The following is a 20,887-nucleotide window of genomic DNA, read 5'->3' as shown; positions in this document are numbered from 1 at the left end:
GCACCTGCGCACCGTCAGTACTCGTCCGAGTCACTCTGGCCGGAGTCGGAGCCGAGCCGGGCGCGCCGCTGCCTCATCACCTCGGCGAAGTCGGCACTGGGCGCCTGCCCCTGCGGCGCCGCGGCCTGGTGCTCGGCGCCGTGCAGCGCGTGACCGAAGGCGGGCGGCACGGAACTCCTGAACTCGAAGAGGGCGCCCTGGCCACCCGCGATGAGCGGCGTCGGCTGGTCATGGCCGGCCAGTGACTGCCGCGTGTTGATGTGCTGCCTGGCCGCCTTCCAGATCGTCGGGTCGATCCCCGGCGGGGGCGGGGTCTTCGCGATGGCCACTTTGACGGCCGTGCTGTCGGTGGCGGCGAGGATGTCGAGCAGGTCCCACGGCGGTGTCCTGGGCAGCACGCTCCACCTGTTCTTGATGTCGGAGTCGTACAGGTTCTTGCGGTAGGACTCCGGGGCACCGTCGAACGACAGCTCGTTCTCCCGGATCAGCGACGCCAGGAACCTCAGCACGGACATGACGTAGGAGTAGACGGTCCGCGATCCGACCGCGTCGATCAGGCCCTCGACCGGGAGCTCCGACCCGATCTCCCGGTCGTACCAGAACGCCCCGGCCGCCATCAGCCCGGCCTCCCCGAGGTCGGAGCCGACGTCCTGCGCCCTGATGCCCAGGGTGACCTGGTCGCTGCTGCCGCTGACCCCGTGCCCGAAGTCACTGTGGACGAGGTGCTCCTGGTTCCGGACGACGAGCTGGAACTCCTCGCCGAGGGCCCGGCTGGTCAGCGGCGTGCCGCCGGCGTCGGCCGCCGCGTCGAAGAGTTCCACCACCGCCCGGAACGCGCGGCGCCGCGCGGCCCACCCCTGCTGGTCGGCGACCTCGGTCGGCGCCGCCTTCATCTCCAGCGTGTAGTCGTAGTAGCCCCGGAAGGACTGCTGCCCGCCGATGTCGGTGGTGACTTCCAGCAGCAGGTGACCGGCGTTGTCCAGGACCTCGGCGATATGGGAGTCCGTGTTCCTCGCCTTGGCCACCTTCACCCCGATGAGCTCCTGCTCCGTGCCCAGCGAGGAGCCGGCGAACTCGGTCCGGTAGACCCGCTGCACCGGCGCCGGCGGCGAACCGGCGCCCTGGTGACCGCATCCGTCGCCGTGCCGGTGCTGTTCCTGCTCCTGGCCCTGGCCCTGCCCCAGCAGGCGGACCACGGCGGCATTTCCCATGCCGCGCTGAAGGGCGAGGACGGACGCGGTCGACATGCCCCCGGCCCCAGCGCCTGCCGCTGCCCCGAACCCCGGCGGGCGCAGGGCCGGTGGGCGGACGAGGGAGCGCTCTGTGACATTCCCGAGATGGTCGGCACCTGGCGCTCTGGAGGGATCCTGCCCGCGCATCACGTGCCTCTCTGAGGGCTTCGTCCATGGGAACCCATCTGTACACCGGATCAGTTCGGCAGTGGAAGGACGCGCGAGGGCAGCAGTTGACGACCATTCGGGCAGCGCCGGCACGGCCCGCGGGTCAGGCGCCCTGCCGGTCGGCTCTCCCCTCCGTGGCGCCGGTCATCAGCACGCGGCCGGCCAGGGATCCGCCGTAGAGGGTGTAGCCCACGCCCATGAGCCAGGACTGGACGACCAGGACCGTTCCGACGGTGCCGTAGGAGACGGCGTTGGAGACCAGGAGCGGGGCGAACACCAGGCGGGAGAAGAGCCGCAGGCCGGCCAGCGCGACCATGGTGGCCACCGCTCCGGGCAGCAGTCGTGCCCACGGGACGCGGGCGCCCAGGAGCAGGTGCTGCAGCCACCAGAACAGCAGGATGCCGCCGAGGAGGGTGGCGGTGAGCCGTAGGGCGGGCTGGACCCAGGTGTGCCGCCAGGGGTCGCCGCTCCACGCCGCGATCACGATGTAGCCGGTCAGCCCGGCCAGGCCCAGCGCCTGACGCCAGGCGGCGTGCCAGGGACCGCGGGACAGCTGCCAGATGCGCTCGTAGGCGGTCTGCACGGAGGCCATCAGGGAGACACCGAAGACCGCGAGTGCGGCAAGGCTGAAGGCGGTCGTGGTGCTGAGGATCTGGCCGCGGGAGGCGAACAGCTTGCGCGTGGCGTCGGCACCGCGGCCGTTGAGGCCCAGGCCGTCGGTGATCCAGTTCGTGATGCCGCTGCCGCGGGTGGGTGAGGCGGAGGCGATCACCACCAGCAGTGGCACCAGGGTCACGAAGAACAGGGCGGCGAAGGCCATCGACCGCTGCAGGAGCTCGACCGTGCGGCCCTGGCGCCAGACCTCCTGGACCACGACGAGCGCCCGGTGGCGCCCTCGCGCGGCCTGCGGCCTCCCGGACCCCGGTTCTCCGTGGTCGTGGTCGTGGTCCGCCATGACGGCCTCCCGTCCTCGGTCCACCACAGGTCGGCGCACGGGCCCGTGGCGGCTCAGCTCTGGTGGCTCTGGAGGGTTTCCTTGACCTTGGCGATGGCGAATCCCCAGCCCTGTTGCACGGTCGGCTTTCCGGGGACGGCGAGCTCCTGGGGGTTCGTCAGGACCTCGAGCACCACCGGTCCCGGGGTGTCGAAGGCCCGGCGCACGCCGTCCAGGAGCTGGCCGGGGCCGGTCACGCGGATGCCGGTGAGACCCAGGGCGGTGGCGACGGCGGCGAAGTCCGGGTTGTCCAGCTCGGTGCCGAACTCGGCGAGGCCGGCCTGCTCCTGTTCGAGCTTGACCATGCCCAGGCGCCGGTTGTCGAAGACCACGAGCTTCACGGGCAGCCGGTAGGTCTTGATCGTCATCAGGTCGCCGAGCAGCATGCTCAGGCCGCCGTCGCCGCAGAACGCGACGACCTGCCGGTCGGGGGCCCAGAGCTGGGCGCCCAGGGCCTGCGGCATGGCGTTGGCCATCGAGCCGAGGTTGTAGGACCCGAGCATGCGGCGCCCGCCGTGCATCGTCACGAAGCGTGAGAACCAGACGGTGGCCATACCCGTGTCGCAGGTGAAGATCGCGTCGTCGCTCGCGCAGGCGTCCACGGCGGCGGCCAGCGCCTCCGGGCGCACGTCGTGGCTCCGGTTGTCCAGCGCGCTGCGCAGGCGGCCCAGCAAGCGGTGGTCGTGGGCGGGGTCGGCGAGCTGCTGCTGACCGGTGCGCCACTCCTCGAAGCGCTTGCGGGCGGCGTCGAGGTGCGAGCGGTCCGCGACGCCGTCCAGGTGCGGGAGCAGCGCGCGCAGGGTGGCCGCGACGTCGCCGGCCAAGCCCGCGTCCACCGCCACCCGCCGGCCGAGGTTGCGTTCCTGGAGGTCGATCTGGACGACTTTGCAGTCGGTGGGGTACCAGTCGCGGTACGGGAAGTCGGTGCCGAGCAGGAGCAGGGTGTCGCAACCGTCCAGGGCGTGGGCGGCGGCCGGGTTGCCGATCAGGCCGGTCTGGCCGACCTGGTAGGGGTTCTCCCCCTCGAAGCCCTCCTTGGCCTTGAGCGTGAGGACCATCGGTGCGGCCAGGCGCTCGGCGAGCGCCAGCACCTCCTCGTGGGCGTCGCGGGCACCGCGCCCCACCAGCAGCGTCACCCGGCCGGCGGCGTTCAGGAGGTCGGCGGCCGCCCGGATGCCCGGCTCGTCCGGGCGGGTGACCGGACGGGTGTGCGGGAAGCGCGCGGGCCGGTCTTCGGTGAGCTCGCGCTCGCCGAGGTCGCCGGGGACCGTGAGGACCGCCACGCCGCTCTCGCTGATCGCTGCGCGGACCGCGGCCTCCAGCATCCGGGGCAGCTGGTCCGGCGAGGTGACGGTGGCCCGGAAGATCGCGACGTCCCGGAAGAGTAGGTCGTTGTCGACCTCCTGGAAGTAGTCGCTGCCCAGTTCGGCCAACGGCACCTGCCCGGCGATGGCCAGCACCGGGGTCCGGCTCTTGGCGGCGTCGTACAGGCCGTTGAGCAGGTGCACCGATCCGGGGCCGACGGTGCCCATGCAGACGCCCAGGGTCCCCGACAGCTGCGACTGCGCGCCGGCCGCGAACGCCGCGGCCTCCTCGTGGCGGCAGCCCACCCAGTCGACGCCCTCGGTGGTGCGGACGGCCTCGGTCAGCGGGTTCAGCGCGTCGCCGACGACGCCGAACACATGGCGCACTCCCAGCTCCTGCAGGGCGTCGACGATCACACGGGCGACGGTACGAGCCACGATGGGTCCTCCGGTGTCTCGGTCAGTGCGGCAAGGTCGTTGGGGCTCGGTCAGGGGGGCTCGGTCGGTGGGACTCAGTCGGTGAAGCGGTCGGGGTGGGCGGCGTGCCAGTCCGGTGCCCACCGCTCGGGCGCGTCGTCGATCAACTGCCCCGGAGCCAGCCGGGGGTGGATCTCCGCGTAGGAGCGGATGGTCTGCGGATCCACCCTGCGCCGGAGCATGTGCGGGCTCAACTGTGACGGCTCGTCCACACCCAGCGCGGCCATGATCTGCAGTGCGCTTCTGACGGTCGCCTCCTGGAAGCGCTGGACGCGCTGCGCCTTGTCCCCCACGTCCAGGGCCCGGGCCCGGCGCGGATCCTGGGTGGTCACTCCCACCGGGCAGGTGTTGGTGTGGCAGCGTTGGGCCTGGATGCAGCCGACGGCGAACATCATGGCCCTCGCGGCGTTGGTGTAGTCGGCTCCCTGGATCAGCCGCTTCACCAGGTCGCTGCCGGTGGCCACCTTGCCGCTGGCGCCGATCCGGATCCGGTCGCGCAGTCCGGTACCCAGCAGCGCGTCGTGCACCGTCATCAGGCCCTCGGTCAGCGGCATGCCGATGTTGTCGGCGAACTCCAGCGGGGCGGCGCCGGTGCCGCCCTCGGCACCGTCGACGACGATGAAGTCCGGCGTCACCCCCTCCACCAGCATCGCCTTGCAGACCGCGAGGAACTGGCGACGCGAGCCGACACAGAGTTTGAACCCGGTGGGCTTGCCGCCCGCCAGCTCCCGCATCCGGGCCACGAAGCGGACCAGCTCGCGCGGGCTGGAGAAGACCCGGTGGTACGGCGGCGAGATGACGCTCTCCCCCTGCGGGACACCGCGGACCTTCGCGATCTCCGCGGTGACCTTGGCCCCGGGCAGCACGCCCCCGATGCCGGGCTTGGCCCCCTGGCTCAGCTTCAGCGACACGCACCGCACCTGCGGGTGCGCCGCCTTGTGGGCGAACAGGTGCTGGTCGAAGCCGCCGTCCGCGGTCCGGCAGCCGAAGTACCCCGTGCCGAGCTCCCACACCAGGTCGCCGCCGGGCCGCAGGTGGTACTCCGACAGCCCGCCCTCACCGGTGTCGTGGGCGAACCCGCCCAGCGCCGCCCCGGTGTTCAGGGCCAGCACGGCGTTGGCGGAGAGCGAGCCGAAGCTCATCGCGGAGACGTTGAGCAGCGCCATGTCGTAGGGCCGGGTGCAGTCCGGGCCGCCGATCCGCACGCGGGGCGCCTCGGTGCGCACCGCGACGGGGGCCATCGACGGCACGAGGAACTCGCGCCCGGTCTCGTACAGGTCCAGTTCGGTGCCGAACGGCTCCTCGGCGTCGGTGCCTTTGGCCCGCTCGTAGACGATGCTGCGGGTGTCGCGGTCGAAGGGGCGCCCGTCGACGTTGCGCTCCACGAAGTACTGCTGCAGCTCGGGACGGATACCCTCCATGGCGAACCTCAGGTGGCCCAGCACGGGGTAGTTCCGCAGCACCGAGTGGCGGACCTGGAGCAGGTCCACCACCGCCAGCACCGCCAGCGCCAGCAGCGGGCCCGCCGCGGCCCACCACCAAGGTGACCACAGCAGGCTCGCCACGACGGTGGCGGCCGCCGCGCACCCCAACCACGCGATCCACAGGAATCTCAGCACGGTCATCGTCTAACCCCGATCGCCGCGGCCACGCATCCGGCTCGGGGCCGGCGCGGCCGGCCGGCGTCGGTCAGGGCCTGCGGTCCCCGGGCGCCGGCGGCCGCGGTCCCTGATCGTCCCGGTCGGACTTGGCCCGCACGTCCTTCGGGGTGGGCGCCACGATGCTCCGCTCCTCCGCGGAGCGCTCCCGTGTCGACTCGTCGTTCTCCCGCGAGGCGCCGTTCTCCTCGGCGGCCGTCCTGTCGTCCTTGTTCATGACATCGCCCTTCGTGTCGTCGGTGTTCGGGCGCCGGTCAGTGGCCGAGCGCGGCGGCGAGTTCCTTCTTGTTCATCGTCGAGCGGCCGTGCAGGTGACGCTGCTTGGCCTCGTTGTAGAGCTGCTCGTAGGTCGGCCCCTGGGAGCCGGAGTGCGAGCGCAGTCCTCCGCGGCGGGAGGAGGAGATGTCGTGGGTCGAGGAGCGGCTGGCGGTCTTCGACTCGCCGTGCCGGGCCCGTTCCTTGTTCACGGTCCGGGCCGCGATCTCCTCAGCCCGCTTCCGGCTCTCTCCACGCTCCAGCGCGCTGTCCTTGATGTGCTCGTACTGTCGCTCCCGCTTCTTGCTCGATCCGGCAGGCATGGCTGCTCCCTTCGTGATGGTGCACCGCTGCGCCTACCCGGAACGCCCTACTCGACGCGCGTGCCCGCCAGCCGGGACAGAGCGGCAGGAAGGGGCGGGGGAAGGCTCGGCCTGGCCGGGGCGCCGCAGGCGTCAGCCCGGTCAGCGGCGGCCTACAGACGGGGCCCGCCGGGAGCCGCCCTCACCGGTGTGCGGCCAGCGCCCGGTCGACCGTGGGGTGAATGGCGAAGACGCCGTCGACTCCGGTCACCTCGAAGAGCCTGGCCACTTGGACCCCCAGGGCGCACAGCTCCACTTGCCGATCCGCTGCGAGCGCCTCCTGGCGGGCCCGCAACAGCACATTCAGCCCGGTCGAGTCGCAGAATCCGACACCGGCGAAGTCCACCAGGATCCGGTGCGGACCGTGACTCAGGCAGCCTTCCAGTGCCTCGCGCAGCACCTGCGCAGTGTCGTGGTCCAGCTCGCCCGTGAGCCGCAGGACTCGGCTGTCGGCGCGCGCCTCGAGCGCCACGGACAGCCGCACCGCGCCCTGAGCGTCATTCATCGTCGGCCTCCGTGCCCTCGCGCCGTCCCCCGCCGCCGACAGGCGCGGTCGAGGTGCCGGACGCCGCCGACAGACCGATGGCGTCGCCGACCCTCATTTCACTCTGACACAGCGCATCGGCGCACGCACGGACGGGACTTGGCCCACCCCGGCACCCACGCGGCCCGGTGCCCGCCGCCAGACCGCGACGGGCACCGGGCGGGCTCACCACCGATACCAGCGGCTTCGGCCACCCGAACCGGCCGGGCTGCGCAGCACGAAGCCGAGCAGCCAGAGCACCAGGACCACCAACGCGACCCACCACAGCACGTGCACGGCGAAGCCGGCACCACCGAGGATCAACGCCAGCAGCAGTACCACGATCAAGAGAACCATCACCGTCACCTCCTCGGGCCGCGTGTACCCGACCCCCGGGGACCCAACCACCGGGCGCGCCGCACCCCCGCCAGGCCGCTCCCGCCCCGCGGCGGTACTCCCTGCCACCGGCGCATGGCTCGCTCCCACGCGGGCAGACGCCCGGGTATGAGTGAGACACAGGTGGAGACGGAGCGGAAGTACGAGGGCGCTTCGCTGCCGGGTCGACTCGACGGACTCCCGGGCGTGGCGCTCGCGGAGGCGGCCGACCCGCAGGAACTCGACGCCGTCTACTACGACACGCCCGACCGGCGCCTGTTGCGCCGGCGGATCACGCTGCGCCGGCGCAGCGGCGGCGACGACGCCGGCTGGCACCTGAAGCTGCCACTGGGCGCGGACTCCCGCCAGGAGGTCCGGGTCCCACTGGACACGGGCGGCCCGCAGGAAATGCCGGCCGACCTCGCCCTGCGGGTGGCCGTCCACGCCCGCGGTGCCACGCTGCGGCCGGTGGCGCACCTGCGCACCCACCGGGCCCGGCGGCTGCTGCGGGACGAGCACGGACGCGTCCTGGCGGAACTCACGGAGGACCGGGTGGCCGCCCAGGTGCTGGACGCCGACCGGGGCCCTGCCGACCGGGCCGGAGGAGGCAGCGCCGAGATCAAGGGGTGGACCGAGGTCGAGGCCGAGCTGGCGCACGGCTCCCCCGCCCTGCTGGACCGGATCGACACCGCGTTCACCGAAGCGGGTCTGACCCTCTCCCCGTGGCCCTCGAAACTCGCCCGGGCCCTGGGCCGGGACGGCGGTGCCCACGCACCCGCCGAGCAGCGGCGGACCACCGCGGCGAAGCCCGGGTCCGCCGGAGCCCTCGTCCTGGCCGACTTCCGGGCCCTGCTGGACGACCTGCTGCTGCTCGACCCCGCAGTGCGGCGCGGGGAGGTGGACTCCGTGCACCGGATGCGGGTGACCGCGCGCCGGCTGCGCAGCCTGCTGAAGGCGCACCGTCGGCTGTTCGACCGCCGCCACAGTGATCCGCTGGCCACCGGTCTGCGCCGCCTCGGCCGGACGCTGGGCGGCGCACGCGACCAGGAGGTGCTGGGTGAGCTCCTCGTGGCGGGCCTTCCCGAGGTGCCGGCCTGGGCCCGCGGGGGCACGCTGCGCGGGCTGCTCACCGAGCGGCATGCGCGTGGTTACCGACGGGCGTGGGAGCGGGCGGTGGCCGAGCTCGACAGCGCCTGGTACTTCACCCTGCTCGACCGGCTCGACGCCTTCGCGGCCGACCCACCGCTGCGCCGGCGCGCGGGCACGCCGGCGACCGGCTACCTGGCCCACGTCCTGCGACGTGAACAGCGCCGGACCCTGAAGCGGCTCGACCGAGCCCTGCGCACCGCGCCCGGCCCGCGGCAGGACCAGGCCCTGCATCGCGCCCGGAAGGCGGCCAAGCGTGCGCGCTACACCGCCGAGAGCGCCCACGCCCCCCTGCCGAGGCGGGCGGTGCGACGGGCGCACAGGTTCGGCGCTCGGATGAAGGAGCTGCACAAGGTCCTGGGCGTCCATCAGGACAGCGTGGTGGCCCGGCGGGCGTTGATCACCCTGGCCACCGACGCCGAGGGGGACACCAGGGCGCGGCGCCACGCGTTCGCCTGCGGCGTGCTCCACGAGCGTCAGCGGCAGCTCGCCGAGAGCGCCGTCGAGCAGGTCCCGAGGCTCCGCGAACGCGCGGCACGGCGCAGGGCGACCAGACTCCGCTGAGCCACGTCTGAGCTGCGCCACGTCTGCGACCGTCGGACCGACCACCGGCCCGGCCCGCCGTCCACCGGTCAACGCCGGCCCGGTCCGCCGGCCGGGCTGGGTGCCCGGTCCGTAGCGACCGCCAGGTCGGCGGCGGCGAGCGCCGTCGCACGCAATGCCTCGGGCTCCGCGCAGACCCCGGCCGTCCGCACCGCACTCGCGCCGGCCGCCCGAGCAGCGGCGAGGTCGCGCGGGTCGGAGCCGATCACCGTGACCCGATCGGCCGCCAGCCCGAGCCCACGACAGGCCGCGGCGACCAGGCCCGGCGCCGGCCGGCGGCAGAGGCATCCGTCCGCGGGCGCGTGCGGGCAGACCGCCCACACGTCGAAGGGCCCCAGCAACTGCTGACAGCGGCGCCGCACGAGGTCGACCTGATCGCGGGTCAGCAGATAGCGGGCCACACCCGGCTCCTGCGTCAGCACCCCCACGGCGAGGCCCCGCCCGCGCACCGCGGCGAGCGCCGCGGCCGCTCCGGGCACCGGGCGGATCCAGCCGGGGTCCCCGTTGTAGGGCACGTCGACGATCAGCGTGCCGCCACAGGTGAACAGCACCGCACCGCGGTACTGCGGGCGGTGCGAGGGGTCGGTGAGCGCGAGGCGATCGCCCGCCCAGAGCCAGGGTTCGGTCGCTCTCCCGCTCCCCCGCCGGCCGGCCGATCGACCACGGATGTCACACACACTCCACTCGGTGCCGTTCATACCGGGCGGCTTTCCGGGCGGGCCGCGCCCAAACACGCCCTCCGGCACAGGTGAGGCCGTCCTCGTACTGCCCGGCCGCGCCGCGTTTGTGCGGCAGTGCGACGGGCAGGCGCGTCGGTACGGAGAGTGAACGGTCCTGATCGGACCCCTGTCGGGCGGATCGGAGCGCACCATGCGGCACGCGACAGCGGCGGGACGGGGCGATCGAACCCCGCCCTGGGACCGCGCGCCGCACCGCCGGCTGGGGCTCGGCAGCACGGCCCCCGGAACCGTGAGCCGCTGTCGGGCCTTCACCTGGGAGGCGCTGGTCGCGTGGGACTGGCTGCCCGCCGTCGACGAGGAGCGGCAGGCGGCGGCAGACGACGTGGTGCTGGTGGTCTCGGAGCTGGTCGCCAACGCCTGCCGGCACGCCGGCGGCCCCACCGAACTCGCGCTGCACCGCCAGGCCGGAGCGGTGCGCGTCGAGGTCGCCGATCCCAGCCCCGGTCGGCCGGTTCCCCGGCTGGCCGGTCGGGTGGGTCGACCGGGCGGGTACGGCCTGCGCATCGTGGGCGTGCTGGCCCGGCACTGGGGGAGTCTGCCGACCGCGACGGGGAAGCGGGTCTGGGCCGAGGTCGGCACCGGCACCGACGGCTCCGGCGAGGAGCGCTCGGTCCATCCCGGTGCGGTCAGCTGACGCGCAGGCCGAGCAGGCAGGTGTCATCACGCGGGTTCGGTCCGCCGAGGCGGCGCAGGATGTGGTCCAGGCAGCCCGCGAGCTGCGGCGCCCGGTACTCCTGCGCCGCCGCCAGCAGCCGCCGCAGCCCCGCGCCCGGCTCCCCGCCGGGGTGCTCGGTCAGCCCGTCGGTGTAGAGCAGCAGACTCTCCGCCGGCTCCAGCTTCACCGTCGTGGCGACGTACTCGGCATCCGGCGTGGCACCGATGACCAGCCCGGCGGGCGCCTCGGCCACCCGGGCCACCCCCGCGCGCAGCAGGACCGGCGGCGGATGTCCGGCGCGGGCCCAGCGCAACGTGCGCGCGGCGGGGTCGAGCCGGCCGCACAGCACGGTGGCGATGTAGTCGCTGCTCTGGTGGAAGAGCATCCGATTCAGCCGCTCCAGCACGGCCTGCGGCTCGGGATCGCAGAAGGCCAGTCCTCGCAGCGCGTAGCGCAGTTGGGCCATCGCGGCAGCGGCCGGCAGGCCGTGGCCGGAGGCGTCACCGACCACCACGAGCAGCTCGCCGCCGGGCAGCGCGAGCAGGTCGTACCAGTCGCCGCCCACCTGCGGGTCACGCCCGGCCGGCAGGTAGCGGACGGCCGACTCGACGCCCGGGAGCGCGGGTAGCCGTGGGGCGGCGAGCAGCACCTGCTGCAGGGAGCGCGCGGCCCGCAGCTCGTCCGCCGTCCGACGGCGCTGCTCGGCGAGCTCGGCCCGCGCCGAAGTCAGTGCCCGCTCCGTGGCCCGCCCCGCGGTGATGTCCTGCACCACGCCGCGGATCGCCGCGACCGTGCCACCGGGCCCGGTCCCGACCGTCTCCGCCATCGCCCGCAGGGTCGCCACGCCGTCCGCGCGCCGGATCCGGAATTCGCTCTCGGTGAGCAACTCCCCGCCCAGCAACCGTTGTACCAGCGCCCGGACCGCCGGCCGGTCGGCCGCGAGGACCGCCGCCTCCAGCTGGGTCAGCGTGAGGTGTCCGGTGCCGGGGTGGCCGAGCAACCGGGCGCACTCCGGCGAGCAGTCGACCGCGCTCGATCCCGCCTGCCAGTGCCAGGTACCCAGGCTCGCCAGGCTCTGCGCCTGCTCCAGTTGGGCCTCCCGGCGCCGCCGCCTGTCGTGCGGGCGCCAGCTGACCAGCAGGCCGTCCAGGAACGGCACCGCCCGCAGGGTCAGACTGCCGGCTCGCGGCGCCCCGCCCACCACCTCGACGAACTGCTCCAGCTCCTCCTGGTGCGACTGACCGGATGCCAGTGCCTCCAGCAGCCGCCCGAGCACGCCGGCGGCCACGAGCCCCGGGTACAGCTCGGTGAACCTGGCTCCGGTCAACTCGGCGGCGGTGCGCCCGGCCAGGTCGACGGTGGCCACGTTGGCGTGGACCAGGCGCAGGTCGGACGGTGCGGCACCGGTGGTGGTGTCGCGCACGGGCCGCAGGATCATCACCGGGTCCATCACCACGTCCAGCGCCGCGCGGAACCAGGGCTCGCCGAGGACCTGCGCCGTCGCCGCGGGGAGCAGCGGGGGCAGCCGGTCGGCGCAGAGCGCGGCGAGCCCGGCCAGGTACGCGGTGTGCTGCGGGTCCGGCCGCAGCGGATCGGCCCAGCCCAGCACGAGCGCGCCCAGCGAACGGTCACCGGTCCGCAGCGGCAGCGCGCAGACCGTCCGGCCGGGAACCGCCGCGCTGTCGGCCTCGGCCTCCTGCTGCCGCCAGACGGGCGAACCGGTGCGCACCGCCTCGGCGGACGGCGTCCGGGGCTGCGGCGGGAGCCGCTGCCACTGGCTCAGCCGCCGATTGGACAGCCCGTGGCTGCCGACCAGCCGCAGCGCGCCGTCCGGCTCCAGCACGAAGAGTGCGACCGTCGCGGCAACCGGCTCGCCGAGCGCGTCCCGAACGGCCCGCACCAACTCGTCGGGGGACCGTGCCGCGTCGAAGGCGGCCGAGGCCAGGTGGTAGCGGGCAGCCGGCGACCGCTCGGGGGCGCCGGGCCCCTGCGCCCTGGGCGCGGGGCGATCGGTGCGGGCCGTGCCGGCCCGGTCGTCGGCCCTGTCCAGGGGATCAGCGCCGGCCTGGTCGTCAGCCTCCTCCGGGCGGTCGATGCGGCGGCCCGCGGCCGCGGGCGGAGCAGAACGACCCAGCAACTCGGCTGCCAGGTCGATCAGTTTGCGATTGTGCTGCTGGGAACGCCGGGCCAGCCAGTCGAACGCCTCGTCCGGCGAGCAGCCCAGCCGCGCCGCCAGCAGGCCTTTGGCCTGCTCGATCACCGCACGGCTGCGCATCGCCCGCTGCAGCCCCTCGACCTCGGACCGCAACCGGTCGATGGTGGCCTGCGGACTCTCGGCACCGCCCGGCTCCCTGGTCATCCTCGGCGGCCGCCCTTCTCCGGTCCAGCACCGTGGGACGCCTCAAGGTTAGGACGGTCACCGATCGGCGGCCAGCAGTGGCAGGGCCACCCGTAGACCGTCGTTGCTCATGCTGACGCCACGGTCGGCCGGCCGGTGGGGGCCGTGTCCTCCAGGGACGCCGTGTCCTCCAACTGCTCCCGCAGGAGCGCCAACGTCGCGCCGAGCAAGCGGGAGACGTGCATCTGGGAGATGCCGAGCCGCTGGGCGATCTCGCTCTGCGTGTGGTCGCCCCAGAAGCGCAGCAGCAGGATCCTGCGTTCGCGCTCGGGTAGGGCGGACAGCAGCGGACGGACCGCCGTGCGGAACTCCACCAGCTCCAACTCCTGGTCGCAGGCGCCGAGGTGGTCCAGCAGCGTGCTGCCCGCAGGATCGGAGCCGTCGTCGTGCAGGGCGTCCAGCGAGTCCGCCCGACAGGCCGAGCAGGCGACCTGTCCGGTCTCCACCTCCTCCCGCGTCAGATCCAGCTCGGCGGCCAGCTCGTCCTGGGTCGGCCCCCGCCCGAGGTCCTGCTCGAGGCGGTCGGAGCCGCGCACCACGGCGAGGTAGAGCTCCTGCACGCTGCGCGGCACCCGCACCGGCCAGGAGGTGTCGCGGAAGTAGCGCTTGATCTCTCCGGAGATGGTCGGAATGGCATAGGTCAGGAACTCGACCCCGCGCTCATATCGATAGCCGTCCACGGCCTTGATCAGGCCGACCGTGCCGACCTGGAGCACGTCCGCCATCTCGGCCGAGCGGTGCCGGAACCGGCTCGCGACGAATCGCACCAGCGACATGTTCAGCTCGATGAGCGTGCCACGGACGTAGCCGTGGGCCGGGTGCTCGGGCGGCAGTTCGGCGAGCCGGCGGAAGAGCGCGTCACTCAGCTCGCGAACCTCGCTCTTGCCCATCGCCCGTATCTGCCCCGACGTGGGTCGCGGCGACACGGCGAACCGGTCGAGGGGGTCGGTGGGCGCGTCGGGCAGTGCAGCGTGGGTGGGGGGACACATGGCCTGGGACACCGTGGTCATCTCCAGGAGCGGCGGGACACCCTCGTGCGATCGCCGGCGAGAACCGTGCGCCGACCGCACGAGAGGGTAACCCTCGACCCGGCTTCTTCAGGCGACGGCAACCCGGCACAGCAATCCGTGCCGTTGGCTGGCGCCTACCCGTTCGTCGCCTGCCGAACCCTGCTACCGGCGGGCGATGTGGGCGGCCCGCACCGAGGGGCTGGGCGGGACCGTGCGATGGCGTCGGACCGCGGGGGTGTTGGACCGCAGGGTCCGGGCAGACGAGCGACAGTCGCATCCGGTGGGTGCGACTGCGGCCGGGCACCGGCCGGCGGAGCGGGAGCGATGGAGGGCGACGTGACGACATCCGTGCGATACGCGATAGGCACCGAGGTGCACTGCAAGGACGAGCCGTACGGCGAGCTGAAGCGCGTGGTGCTCGACCCGGTCGCGCACCGGGTCACCCACCTGGTGGTCGGCGGGCGCCACGACACCGACCGACTGGTGCCCGTCGAGCTGGTCGACGAGGCGTCCAGCGACTCCGCGACCGTCAGGCTGCGCTGCGCCGGCGCGGCCGTGCGGCTCCTGGATCCGGCCGAGGAGCAGGAGTACCTCCCGGGTACCTCCGAGCACCCCGGGTCCGCGCCGGAGCAGTTGGCCACCGTGCCGTACTACAGCCTGGGCGTGGGCACGGTCGGCATGGGCTCGGTCGGCATGGCCGCGCCCGGACTCGCGCCGGTCGAGGTCGCGCCGAGCGTCACGGTGCACGAACGGGTGCCCACCGACGAGGTCCAGATCCGACACGGCGACCGGGTGGAAGCCACCGACGGCGAGGTCGGCCACGTCCAGGGCCTGGTGGTCGACCCGCGGTACCAGGAGGTGACCCACGTGCTCCTCCAGGAGGGCCACCTGTGGGGCCGGAAGACCGTCGCCATTCCGATCGGCGAGGTGACCTGGAGGGCGGGGCACGTCGCGGTGCGGCTCAGCAAGGCGGATCTCGGCGACCTGCCCCCGGTCGACGTCCACGCCCACTGATAGAGCAGCAACGACAACCGCGGCCCGCCTCCCGGTGCCACGCCGGCTCCCCACCGTGCGCCTTCGTGCTCGGCGGGGGTTCACCCTGATGGGGCTCTTGAATCTCCCCACCTGGTGCTCGGATAGTGGGCAGACCTGCTCTCTCGGATTCCTCACCTGATGCGCCGGGCCGCGGTCCCACCGGGGGCGTGCCGCTGGCCTGCGAGCTCCCGAGCGGCGAACCGTTGGGCGCCGCAGCCTGCGGTGCCGACCGGCCCGACTACCGCGGCCCGGCCGTGATCTCCCACCGCCGTGCAACTGGAGCTTCTGGCGGGCGGCACCGCCCGGGTCGGCGAGAGCGTCGGCACCACCTTCCCAGCGGCGTCCTGTGTAACAGCTTGAGGTACAGCCGTACGGCCGGCAGGCCGCCGCCCGATCATCGGCATGTGACTGCCTCGGAGCCCAGATCCTTCGCCATGAACGCCTTCGGGAGCCGACATGGCTGACGTTCAACGCTGGTCGGGAGTGCCCCTGGGCTCACCCCTGGGTGAACCCGTCGAACCCGTGCGGTCGGTGGCGTGGGCGGTTCTTGACGGCAGGCCCGTCCTGGTCACCGGCACCGGCGGCTACGGCGAGGACGGCGGTTCGGTGTGGTTGTGGGACATGGGTGACCCGACCGCACCCGTCCCCTTGGGCCAGCCCCTGGGCGGCCCCGGCGACTGGGTGTGGTCGGTGGCGTGGGCGGTCCTCGACGGCAGGCCCGTCCTGGCCGCTGGCGGCTACGGCAGTCGTGGCGGCGGTTCGGTGTGGTTGTGGGACATGGGTGACCCAACCGCACCCGTCCCCCTGGGCCCGCCCCTGGACGGCCCAGACGGCCAGGTGCTGTCGGTGGCGTGGGCGGTCCTCGACGGCAGGCCTTTTCTGGCCACCGGCAGCGGTGGAGGTTCGGTGTGGTTGTGGGACATGGGTGACCTGACCGCACCCGTCCCCTTGGGCCAGCCCCTGAACGGCCCAGGGGGTCCGGTGCGGTCGGTGGCGTGGGCGGTCATCGATGGCAGGCCCGTCCTGGCCATCGGCACCGGCGGCAGCCGAGGCGGCGGTTTGGTGCGGTTGTGGGACATGGGTGACCCGACCGCACCCGTCCCCTTGGGCCAGCCCCTGGACGGCCCGCGCGACCAAGGGCTGTCCGCAGCGTGGACGGTCATCGATGGCAGGCCCGTCCTCGCCACCGGCAGCGGCGGCGGTTTGGTGCAGTTGTGGGACATGGGTGACCCGACCGCACCCGTCCCCTTGGGCCAGCCCCTGGACGGGCCGGGTGGTCCGGTGCTGTCAGTGGCGTGGGCGATCATCGACGGCAGGCCCGTCCTCGCCACCGGACGCATTGGCGGCGTGGTGCAACTGTGGGAGGTGGTGGAGGACGGGTCGGTGGAGCGCCTGCCCTACTACCGGTCCGACGCGACCTCCAGAGGCGATGACCTGTCCCGGGCCGAGGAGGCCCTCGCGCTGGCGGAACTGGTGACCTCCCGCTCGGCCAGGCCGCCGTTGGCGGTAGGGCTTTTCGGCGACTGGGGCGAAGGCAAGAGCCACTTCCTGGACCTGATGCAGCAGCAGGTCGACGCGACCGCCCGGCCGAACAATCCCCTTGCCCACCACGCGGTGCGCCAGGTGCGGTTCAACGCCTGGCACTACTCCGAGACCGGGCTGTGGGCCAGCCTGGTCGCCGAACTCTTCTCCCAGCTCGCCACCACCCCTGCCCAGGACAGCGGAACCGCCCAGCGCCAGCTTTCCCGGCTCTCGGCCGACCTCGTCGCTCAACGCGAACTCCCGCGCCGTCTACGCGCCGCGCGCCTGCGCCGCAACCAACTCCAAGCCGCCCTGAGCACCCGCGAATCGCGCTGGTCGCAGCTGACCGAGGAGCAGCGGCAAGAGTGGGCCGTGGTGGTCGGGGACGGAGGGCAGCCGGGGGAGCTGTACGAGCAGATGCACGGCGGGGGCCGACTGGCGCTCGGGATGATGCGCGCCGGGTGGCGCCTGGTGCGCGGCGATTGGCGCAGTGTGGTCGGAGGCTTCGTGCTGTCGGCCCTGGTTTTGGCGGGGGCGTGGGGGGCGGTGGTCTGGGGCCTACCGCTATGGGCGCGACTGGTGTCGTGGCTTTCAGCGCTGGTTCCCGTCGGCCTGTTCGTGCAGAAGGTGCGCGAGGCGAGGGAGCGGAGCGAGCCGCTCCGGGAGCGGTTGCGGGTCGTGATGGAGGGATGGCGCGATCGGCTGCAGACCGCTGCGGACGTCGCGCAGGGCGAGGTGGCCGCGCTGGAACGGCAGGTGCAGGACCTGACCGCCGCAGGCCAGTTGGCCGGGCTCGTCTCGGAGCGTGCCGCCGCCGGTGACTACCGCGCCCACCTGGGTCTGATGACGCAGATCCGGGAGGACTTCCAGCGCATGGCTGTCCTGCTGGCCGAGGCGCGCAGCACCGCTGAAGAGACGGCCGAGGACGTCACCGGTGTTGAGGACGACGCGGGTGACCGGCTCCCGGAGATCGACCGGATCGTCGTCTACATCGACGACCTGGACCGCTGCCCGCCGGCCCGGGTCGTGGAGATGCTCGAAGCCGTGCACCTGCTGCTGGCCGTGGACCTGTTCGTCGTCGTGGTCGCCATCGACCCGCGCTGGCTCCTGAGGTCCATCGCCGCGCACTACCGCGACATCCTCCACAACCCCGCCGCAGACGCCCCGGGAGCGTTCGACGGCTCGGTGGACCCCGACGACGAAGAGCTGTGGCACTCCACCCCCGCCCAGTACCTGGAGAAGATCTTCCAGGTCGTCCTCACCCTGCCCACCCTGGACACCACCGGCTACCGGACCATGCTCCGATCCCTGGTCGGCACCCGCGCCGACCAGAGCACCCCGCAGCCCCCCGACCCGACCACCACCGCGCCCGCAGCAGCCGCGCGCGCCGTCGACGCCAACGCGGGCACTCCCCGTCCTGCCGCAGTGGAACTGCCCGAGCAGGGAGTGCACCTGCCCGCCCCGCGCGTGATCGAACGCGTCGACCCACTGACGCTGGACCCCGACGAGATCGCCCTGATGGACCTCCTCGGGCCACCGCTGCTGGTCTCCACCCCCCGCGCCGTCAAACGCCTGGCCAACAGCTACGGCCTGCTCACCGCCCTGCGCTGCGCCCAGCGCGATCACGACCTGGCCGAACAACCCCCCGCCACCGCGACCGGAGCCCCCTACCGCCCCTACCGCGCCGGCCTGGTCCTCCTCGCGGCCCTGGTCGCCTACCCGCAGCTGGGACCGGCTCTCTGCCTGCACCTGCACCGCACCAGCCGCACCGACCCGGGCCGGACCTGGGCCCAGTTCCTCACGGACCTCAAACCCCGCCGCGACCCCGGGGACGGCCACTTGTCCAACCCCGCCGACCCGAAGATGACCCCCGTCCAGGCCCAGCAGTGGCACTCTCTGCTCACCGCTCTGGAGCAGGCCACGGCCCGAGCCGCTACAGCCGCCCTACACCTGCCCGAACAGCTCGGGCCATGGGGCCATTGGGTGGCCCCAGTCGCCCGCCTGTCCTTCCCCGCAGGACGGATCGTCTCCCACCTGGACCGCTGACCGGGTACATCAGCGAGCGCCTGTTTCGGTTTACGTCATGCCCGGGACCGTGTCCGCGGGCCGGGACGGTCCCGTCGGCGTGCGTGCAGGGCAGGGCCAGCCGCCCCTCGGTCGGCGGTCCCTGATGTGACCCCCGCTCCCCACCCTCCCCAGACCGTTGAAATTCCAACAGACTGGGAAATGGAGAGTAGACCTGGCCGTTTTCGCGGCTCTGACCGGAGTTCCGTGAATGATCTTCTGTTCGGCGCCGGGTACTGGGCAGGGGGCCTCGTTGCGGACCGCACCGAACCGTCCCGCTCCGCCGCGCAGCACATCGTGATCATTCACGAAATCGCGGCCAGAGTTCGACCGCGCGCTACGACCGGTCCGGGAGTGCAGCCACCAGGAGGGCGACGGCTTCCTCGGGCGTCTCGGTGCGCGCGACCAGTTCTCCGTCCCGGCGCCGCACCCCGTACAGCCGCTCGTCGTGCGGGAACAGGCCGTACCCGACCTGCCCCGCCCAGTGGCCGAACCCGGCCTGTCTGTTCTGGAAGAACGCGATCCTGGTGGAGAACCACACATTGAAATGGCTGGTGATCGGCGTCAGCCTGCGGAGCGCTGGCTGGGCATGCGCGGCCACCAACAGCGCGTGCGTGCGGGGCAAGCGGCCCCACGACGATGTGTGGAAGCGGTCGAGCTTGATGTGCCACACCAACTCGACCGCGTCCAGAGGCTCCTGCTCGTGCTCCACGGCCCACGGGCGGTACTCGATGCCTGGAGCCAGGACCTTGGTCTCCCCCAACCCCGCACCGCTCATCCACGCTGCTGTCGCCCTGACCACTTCGGCTGGTTCCGTGACCCACCCGCCGGCCATGAGCACGCCGCAGCTCTGCAAGGCTGTCCAGAAGCCCCCGCACTGCTCGCCGGTCGGATACACCGACAGGAACCTCGAACCCCAGGACTGATCGTAGGGCGGACGCACCGTCACCCGTCGGCCAGACTCCTCATCGCCGTACCTCGCGATGGCCGAGAGCTCACCGTCCGGCTCGGGCAGGACCACTCCGAGGCCCTCCGCCGTACGCCTCAGCACCTCCTGGAGTCCCCCGCCGCCTCCTTGGCGCTCGCCTGTCCCCACCTCGACGCTCATCCGCTCAGTATGCCGCGCAGTTGCCGAGCCTGCCGGCCTGCTGCTCGATGACGAGGACCCGGTCGATGAGGATCCTCGAAATGAGCTCTGGTCGCGATTTCCGTGAATGATCACGATGTGCTGCGCGGCGGAGCGGGACGGTGCGGTCCGCGACGAGGCCCCCTGCCCAGCGCCGAACAGAAGATCATTCACGGAACTCCGGTCAGAGCCGTTTTCGCGGATCCTCATCAACCCCGGCGCCCAGGAGGTGGGCCTGCTCCGTGCCCTGCTGCCGGCGGGCCTCCGTCCGGGCCTGCTGGTGCTCACGTGGTGGTGGCGGGTCCCAGTCCGTGCGGTACCCGAGGGCGAAAGCCTGACGGCTGGGCCAGCGGGACAGGATCGATGACTGGTTGCCCCGTCACCGGCCGTCCGGTCGGCCCCCGCCGATCCACCCGCGCCCTCGCGACGCCGCACAGCCCGGTCGGCGGGGGGGGGGGGGGGGGGGGGGGGGGGGGGGGGGGGGCGGGGGGGGGGCCGACTCACAGCCCCGCGCGATGGCGCGGCCGGCCACCGGTGGCGCGATGGCGGGCGGGACGCATCCCGATCCGGGAGAAGGAGAGGCCGGCCGCCAGGACCAGCGGAGCCGTCAACAGAACCGTCACGGTCACGGGTACCTCCCTCGTCGAACGCTCGTCGAAGCCCTTCGGCGTAGCGCCGCTCAGACGGCGGGGCCGCCGTAGAAGGGCTCGTAGTAGGAGCCGTACCGCTCCCGGTAGCCGGAGTCGGCCGCGTGGGCGTGCGCGTCGTACTCGGGGCCGCCCTTGATCTCGTCCTTGCTGCGGTCCACGTAGATCTTCCGGTCCTCCTCCTCGACCCGCACGATGGTGCCGGCGGGCAGAAGCACGTGCTGGCCGAAGATCCACGGGCCGGTGTCCACCACGAGGAAGGAGTCACCGACCTCCTCGGAGTGCTTGTCGATCTTGCCGATGTGGCCGTCGGTCGCCTCGACGCGGTAGCCGGTCAGGTCCAGGCCGGGAACGTGGCCGGCGGTGGTGCGGTAGGCCCAGATGTCAGTGCCGCTCATTGGTGTCCTCCCGTCGTGGCGCCCTACCCGGCCTGCTGCCGGGCGGTGCACCCTTGATCCTGCGGCTGCCCGGGATGTGCCGGTTCATACCTCCCGGAATGCCAGGCAGAGGAGGGACGGTATGGGACGGACAGGTGGTCGGCCGGGATCCGGCCGGACCGGGCGCGACGAGAGCCCCGAGGAGCGGGCGGACCGC

Annotated in this window: 18 protein-coding genes; 4 read left to right on the top strand and 14 right to left on the bottom strand. The window is 73.0% G+C overall.

Features of this window, described 5'->3' with window-relative positions:
• Positions 1-14: 14 nt before the first annotated feature.
• The 8 genes from ABD323_RS22810 to ABD323_RS22775 all read right to left on the bottom strand — a co-directional run bounded on the left by ABD323_RS22810 (position 15) and on the right by ABD323_RS22775 (position 7,330).
• Positions 15-1,247, bottom strand: a complete 1,233-nt coding sequence (locus tag ABD323_RS22810) for an actin cross-linking domain-containing toxin (protein WP_344443759.1) — start codon at positions 1,245-1,247, stop codon at positions 15-17.
• 256 nt (positions 1,248-1,503) lie between these two features.
• Complete coding sequence (locus tag ABD323_RS22805) at positions 1,504-2,355, bottom strand: ribonuclease BN (protein WP_344443758.1); 852 nt, start codon at positions 2,353-2,355, stop codon at positions 1,504-1,506.
• Positions 2,356-2,408: 53 nt separating this feature from the next.
• The gene (locus tag ABD323_RS22800; protein ID WP_344443757.1) at positions 2,409-4,136 is read right to left on the bottom strand and encodes a thiamine pyrophosphate-dependent enzyme; all 1,728 of its coding nucleotides are present in this window, start codon (positions 4,134-4,136) and stop codon (positions 2,409-2,411) included.
• A 74-nt stretch (positions 4,137-4,210) separates the two neighbouring features.
• The gene (locus ABD323_RS22795; protein ID WP_344443756.1) at positions 4,211-5,800 is read right to left on the bottom strand and encodes an FMN-binding glutamate synthase family protein; all 1,590 of its coding nucleotides are present in this window, start codon (positions 5,798-5,800) and stop codon (positions 4,211-4,213) included.
• A gap of 64 nt (positions 5,801-5,864) precedes the next feature.
• Positions 5,865-6,050, bottom strand: coding sequence for a hypothetical protein (locus ABD323_RS22790; RefSeq protein WP_344443755.1), 186 nt, complete (start codon positions 6,048-6,050; stop codon positions 5,865-5,867).
• A 37-nt stretch (positions 6,051-6,087) separates the two neighbouring features.
• Complete coding sequence (locus tag ABD323_RS22785; RefSeq protein WP_344443754.1) at positions 6,088-6,411, bottom strand: plasmid stabilization protein; 324 nt, start codon at positions 6,409-6,411, stop codon at positions 6,088-6,090.
• 181 nt (positions 6,412-6,592) lie between these two features.
• The gene (locus ABD323_RS22780; protein ID WP_344443753.1) at positions 6,593-6,955 is read right to left on the bottom strand and encodes an STAS domain-containing protein; all 363 of its coding nucleotides are present in this window, start codon (positions 6,953-6,955) and stop codon (positions 6,593-6,595) included.
• A 204-nt stretch (positions 6,956-7,159) separates the two neighbouring features.
• Positions 7,160-7,330: a hydrophobic protein gene (locus ABD323_RS22775; RefSeq protein ID WP_344443752.1), complete on the bottom strand. Its 171-nt coding sequence runs from the start codon at positions 7,328-7,330 to the stop codon at positions 7,160-7,162.
• A gap of 147 nt (positions 7,331-7,477) precedes the next feature.
• Here ABD323_RS22775 and ABD323_RS22770 point away from each other — a divergent pair, with 147 nt between their 5' ends.
• The gene (locus tag ABD323_RS22770; RefSeq protein WP_344443751.1) at positions 7,478-9,058 is read left to right on the top strand and encodes a CYTH and CHAD domain-containing protein; all 1,581 of its coding nucleotides are present in this window, start codon (positions 7,478-7,480) and stop codon (positions 9,056-9,058) included.
• 68 nt (positions 9,059-9,126) lie between these two features.
• On the opposite strand, the gene ABD323_RS22765 is transcribed toward ABD323_RS22770, so the two are convergent.
• A complete protein-coding gene (locus ABD323_RS22765; protein ID WP_344443750.1) occupies positions 9,127-9,648 on the bottom strand; it encodes an HAD-IIIA family hydrolase in 522 nt (173 codons plus the stop codon).
• Positions 9,649-10,066: 418 nt separating this feature from the next.
• Here ABD323_RS22765 and ABD323_RS22760 point away from each other — a divergent pair, with 418 nt between their 5' ends.
• The gene (locus tag ABD323_RS22760; protein WP_344443749.1) at positions 10,067-10,471 is read left to right on the top strand and encodes an ATP-binding protein; all 405 of its coding nucleotides are present in this window, start codon (positions 10,067-10,069) and stop codon (positions 10,469-10,471) included.
• Here ABD323_RS22760 and ABD323_RS22755 read toward each other — a convergent pair.
• Positions 10,464-12,851 carry a SpoIIE family protein phosphatase gene (locus tag ABD323_RS22755; RefSeq protein ID WP_344443748.1) on the bottom strand — a complete coding sequence of 796 codons (2,388 nt, stop codon included), beginning with the start codon at positions 12,849-12,851 and terminating at the stop codon, positions 10,464-10,466. The two genes, ABD323_RS22760 and ABD323_RS22755, sit on opposite strands and share 8 nt — an antisense overlap.
• A 107-nt stretch (positions 12,852-12,958) precedes the next feature.
• Positions 12,959-13,900, bottom strand: a complete 942-nt coding sequence (locus ABD323_RS22750; RefSeq protein ID WP_344443747.1) for a SigB/SigF/SigG family RNA polymerase sigma factor — start codon at positions 13,898-13,900, stop codon at positions 12,959-12,961.
• Positions 13,901-14,236: 336 nt separating this feature from the next.
• On the opposite strand from ABD323_RS22750, the gene ABD323_RS22745 reads away from it, so the two are divergent.
• Together ABD323_RS22745 and ABD323_RS22740 are read left to right on the top strand one after the other, a co-directional pair.
• Positions 14,237-14,914 carry a hypothetical protein gene (locus ABD323_RS22745; protein ID WP_344443746.1) on the top strand — a complete coding sequence of 226 codons (678 nt, stop codon included), beginning with the start codon at positions 14,237-14,239 and terminating at the stop codon, positions 14,912-14,914.
• Positions 14,915-15,391: 477 nt separating this feature from the next.
• On the top strand, positions 15,392-18,502 hold the full coding sequence (locus ABD323_RS22740) for a P-loop NTPase fold protein (protein WP_344443745.1): 3,111 nt from the start codon (positions 15,392-15,394) through the stop codon (positions 18,500-18,502).
• Between the two features lie 355 nt (positions 18,503-18,857).
• On the opposite strand, the gene ABD323_RS22735 is transcribed toward ABD323_RS22740, so the two are convergent.
• The 3 genes from ABD323_RS22735 to ABD323_RS22725 all read right to left on the bottom strand — a co-directional run bounded on the left by ABD323_RS22735 (position 18,858) and on the right by ABD323_RS22725 (position 20,691).
• Complete coding sequence (locus tag ABD323_RS22735) at positions 18,858-19,628, bottom strand: DUF6193 family natural product biosynthesis protein (RefSeq protein ID WP_344443744.1); 771 nt, start codon at positions 19,626-19,628, stop codon at positions 18,858-18,860.
• Positions 19,629-20,146: 518 nt separating this feature from the next.
• Positions 20,147-20,275 (bottom strand): hypothetical protein, encoded by a 129-nt coding sequence (locus ABD323_RS22730; protein ID WP_344443743.1) that lies wholly within the window; start codon positions 20,273-20,275, stop codon positions 20,147-20,149.
• Positions 20,276-20,325: 50 nt separating this feature from the next.
• Positions 20,326-20,691 (bottom strand): PRC-barrel domain containing protein, encoded by a 366-nt coding sequence (locus tag ABD323_RS22725; protein WP_344443742.1) that lies wholly within the window; start codon positions 20,689-20,691, stop codon positions 20,326-20,328.
• Between the last annotated feature and the right edge of the window lie 196 nt (positions 20,692-20,887).

This window comes from Kitasatospora nipponensis (genome assembly GCF_039528135.1).
Classification (GTDB): Bacteria; Actinomycetota; Actinomycetes; order Streptomycetales; family Streptomycetaceae; genus Kitasatospora; species Kitasatospora nipponensis.
This window is presented reverse-complemented; position numbering and strand designations above follow the sequence as displayed.

Excerpts from the sequence above, each read along its gene's own strand:
- ABD323_RS22750 (WP_344443747.1), bottom strand. The coding sequence starts at position 13,900 with ATGACCACGGTGTCCCAGGCCATGTGTCCCCCCACCCACGCTGCACTG.
- ABD323_RS22790 (WP_344443755.1), bottom strand. The coding sequence starts at position 6,050 with ATGAACAAGGACGACAGGACGGCCGCCGAGGAGAACGGCGCCTCGCGG.
- ABD323_RS22735 (WP_344443744.1), bottom strand. The coding sequence starts at position 19,628 with ATGAGCGTCGAGGTGGGGACAGGCGAGCGCCAAGGAGGCGGCGGGGGA.
- ABD323_RS22785 (WP_344443754.1), bottom strand. The coding sequence starts at position 6,411 with ATGCCTGCCGGATCGAGCAAGAAGCGGGAGCGACAGTACGAGCACATC.
- ABD323_RS22780 (WP_344443753.1), bottom strand. The coding sequence starts at position 6,955 with ATGAATGACGCTCAGGGCGCGGTGCGGCTGTCCGTGGCGCTCGAGGCG.
- ABD323_RS22740 (WP_344443745.1), top strand. The coding sequence starts at position 15,392 with ATGGCTGACGTTCAACGCTGGTCGGGAGTGCCCCTGGGCTCACCCCTG.
- ABD323_RS22805 (WP_344443758.1), bottom strand. The coding sequence starts at position 2,355 with ATGGCGGACCACGACCACGACCACGGAGAACCGGGGTCCGGGAGGCCG.
- ABD323_RS22770 (WP_344443751.1), top strand. The coding sequence starts at position 7,478 with ATGAGTGAGACACAGGTGGAGACGGAGCGGAAGTACGAGGGCGCTTCG.
- ABD323_RS22810 (WP_344443759.1), bottom strand. The coding sequence starts at position 1,247 with ATGTCGACCGCGTCCGTCCTCGCCCTTCAGCGCGGCATGGGAAATGCC.
- ABD323_RS22755 (WP_344443748.1), bottom strand. The coding sequence starts at position 12,851 with ATGACCAGGGAGCCGGGCGGTGCCGAGAGTCCGCAGGCCACCATCGAC.
- ABD323_RS22795 (WP_344443756.1), bottom strand. The coding sequence starts at position 5,800 with ATGACCGTGCTGAGATTCCTGTGGATCGCGTGGTTGGGGTGCGCGGCG.
- ABD323_RS22725 (WP_344443742.1), bottom strand. The coding sequence starts at position 20,691 with ATGAGCGGCACTGACATCTGGGCCTACCGCACCACCGCCGGCCACGTT.
- ABD323_RS22775 (WP_344443752.1), bottom strand. The coding sequence starts at position 7,330 with ATGGTTCTCTTGATCGTGGTACTGCTGCTGGCGTTGATCCTCGGTGGT.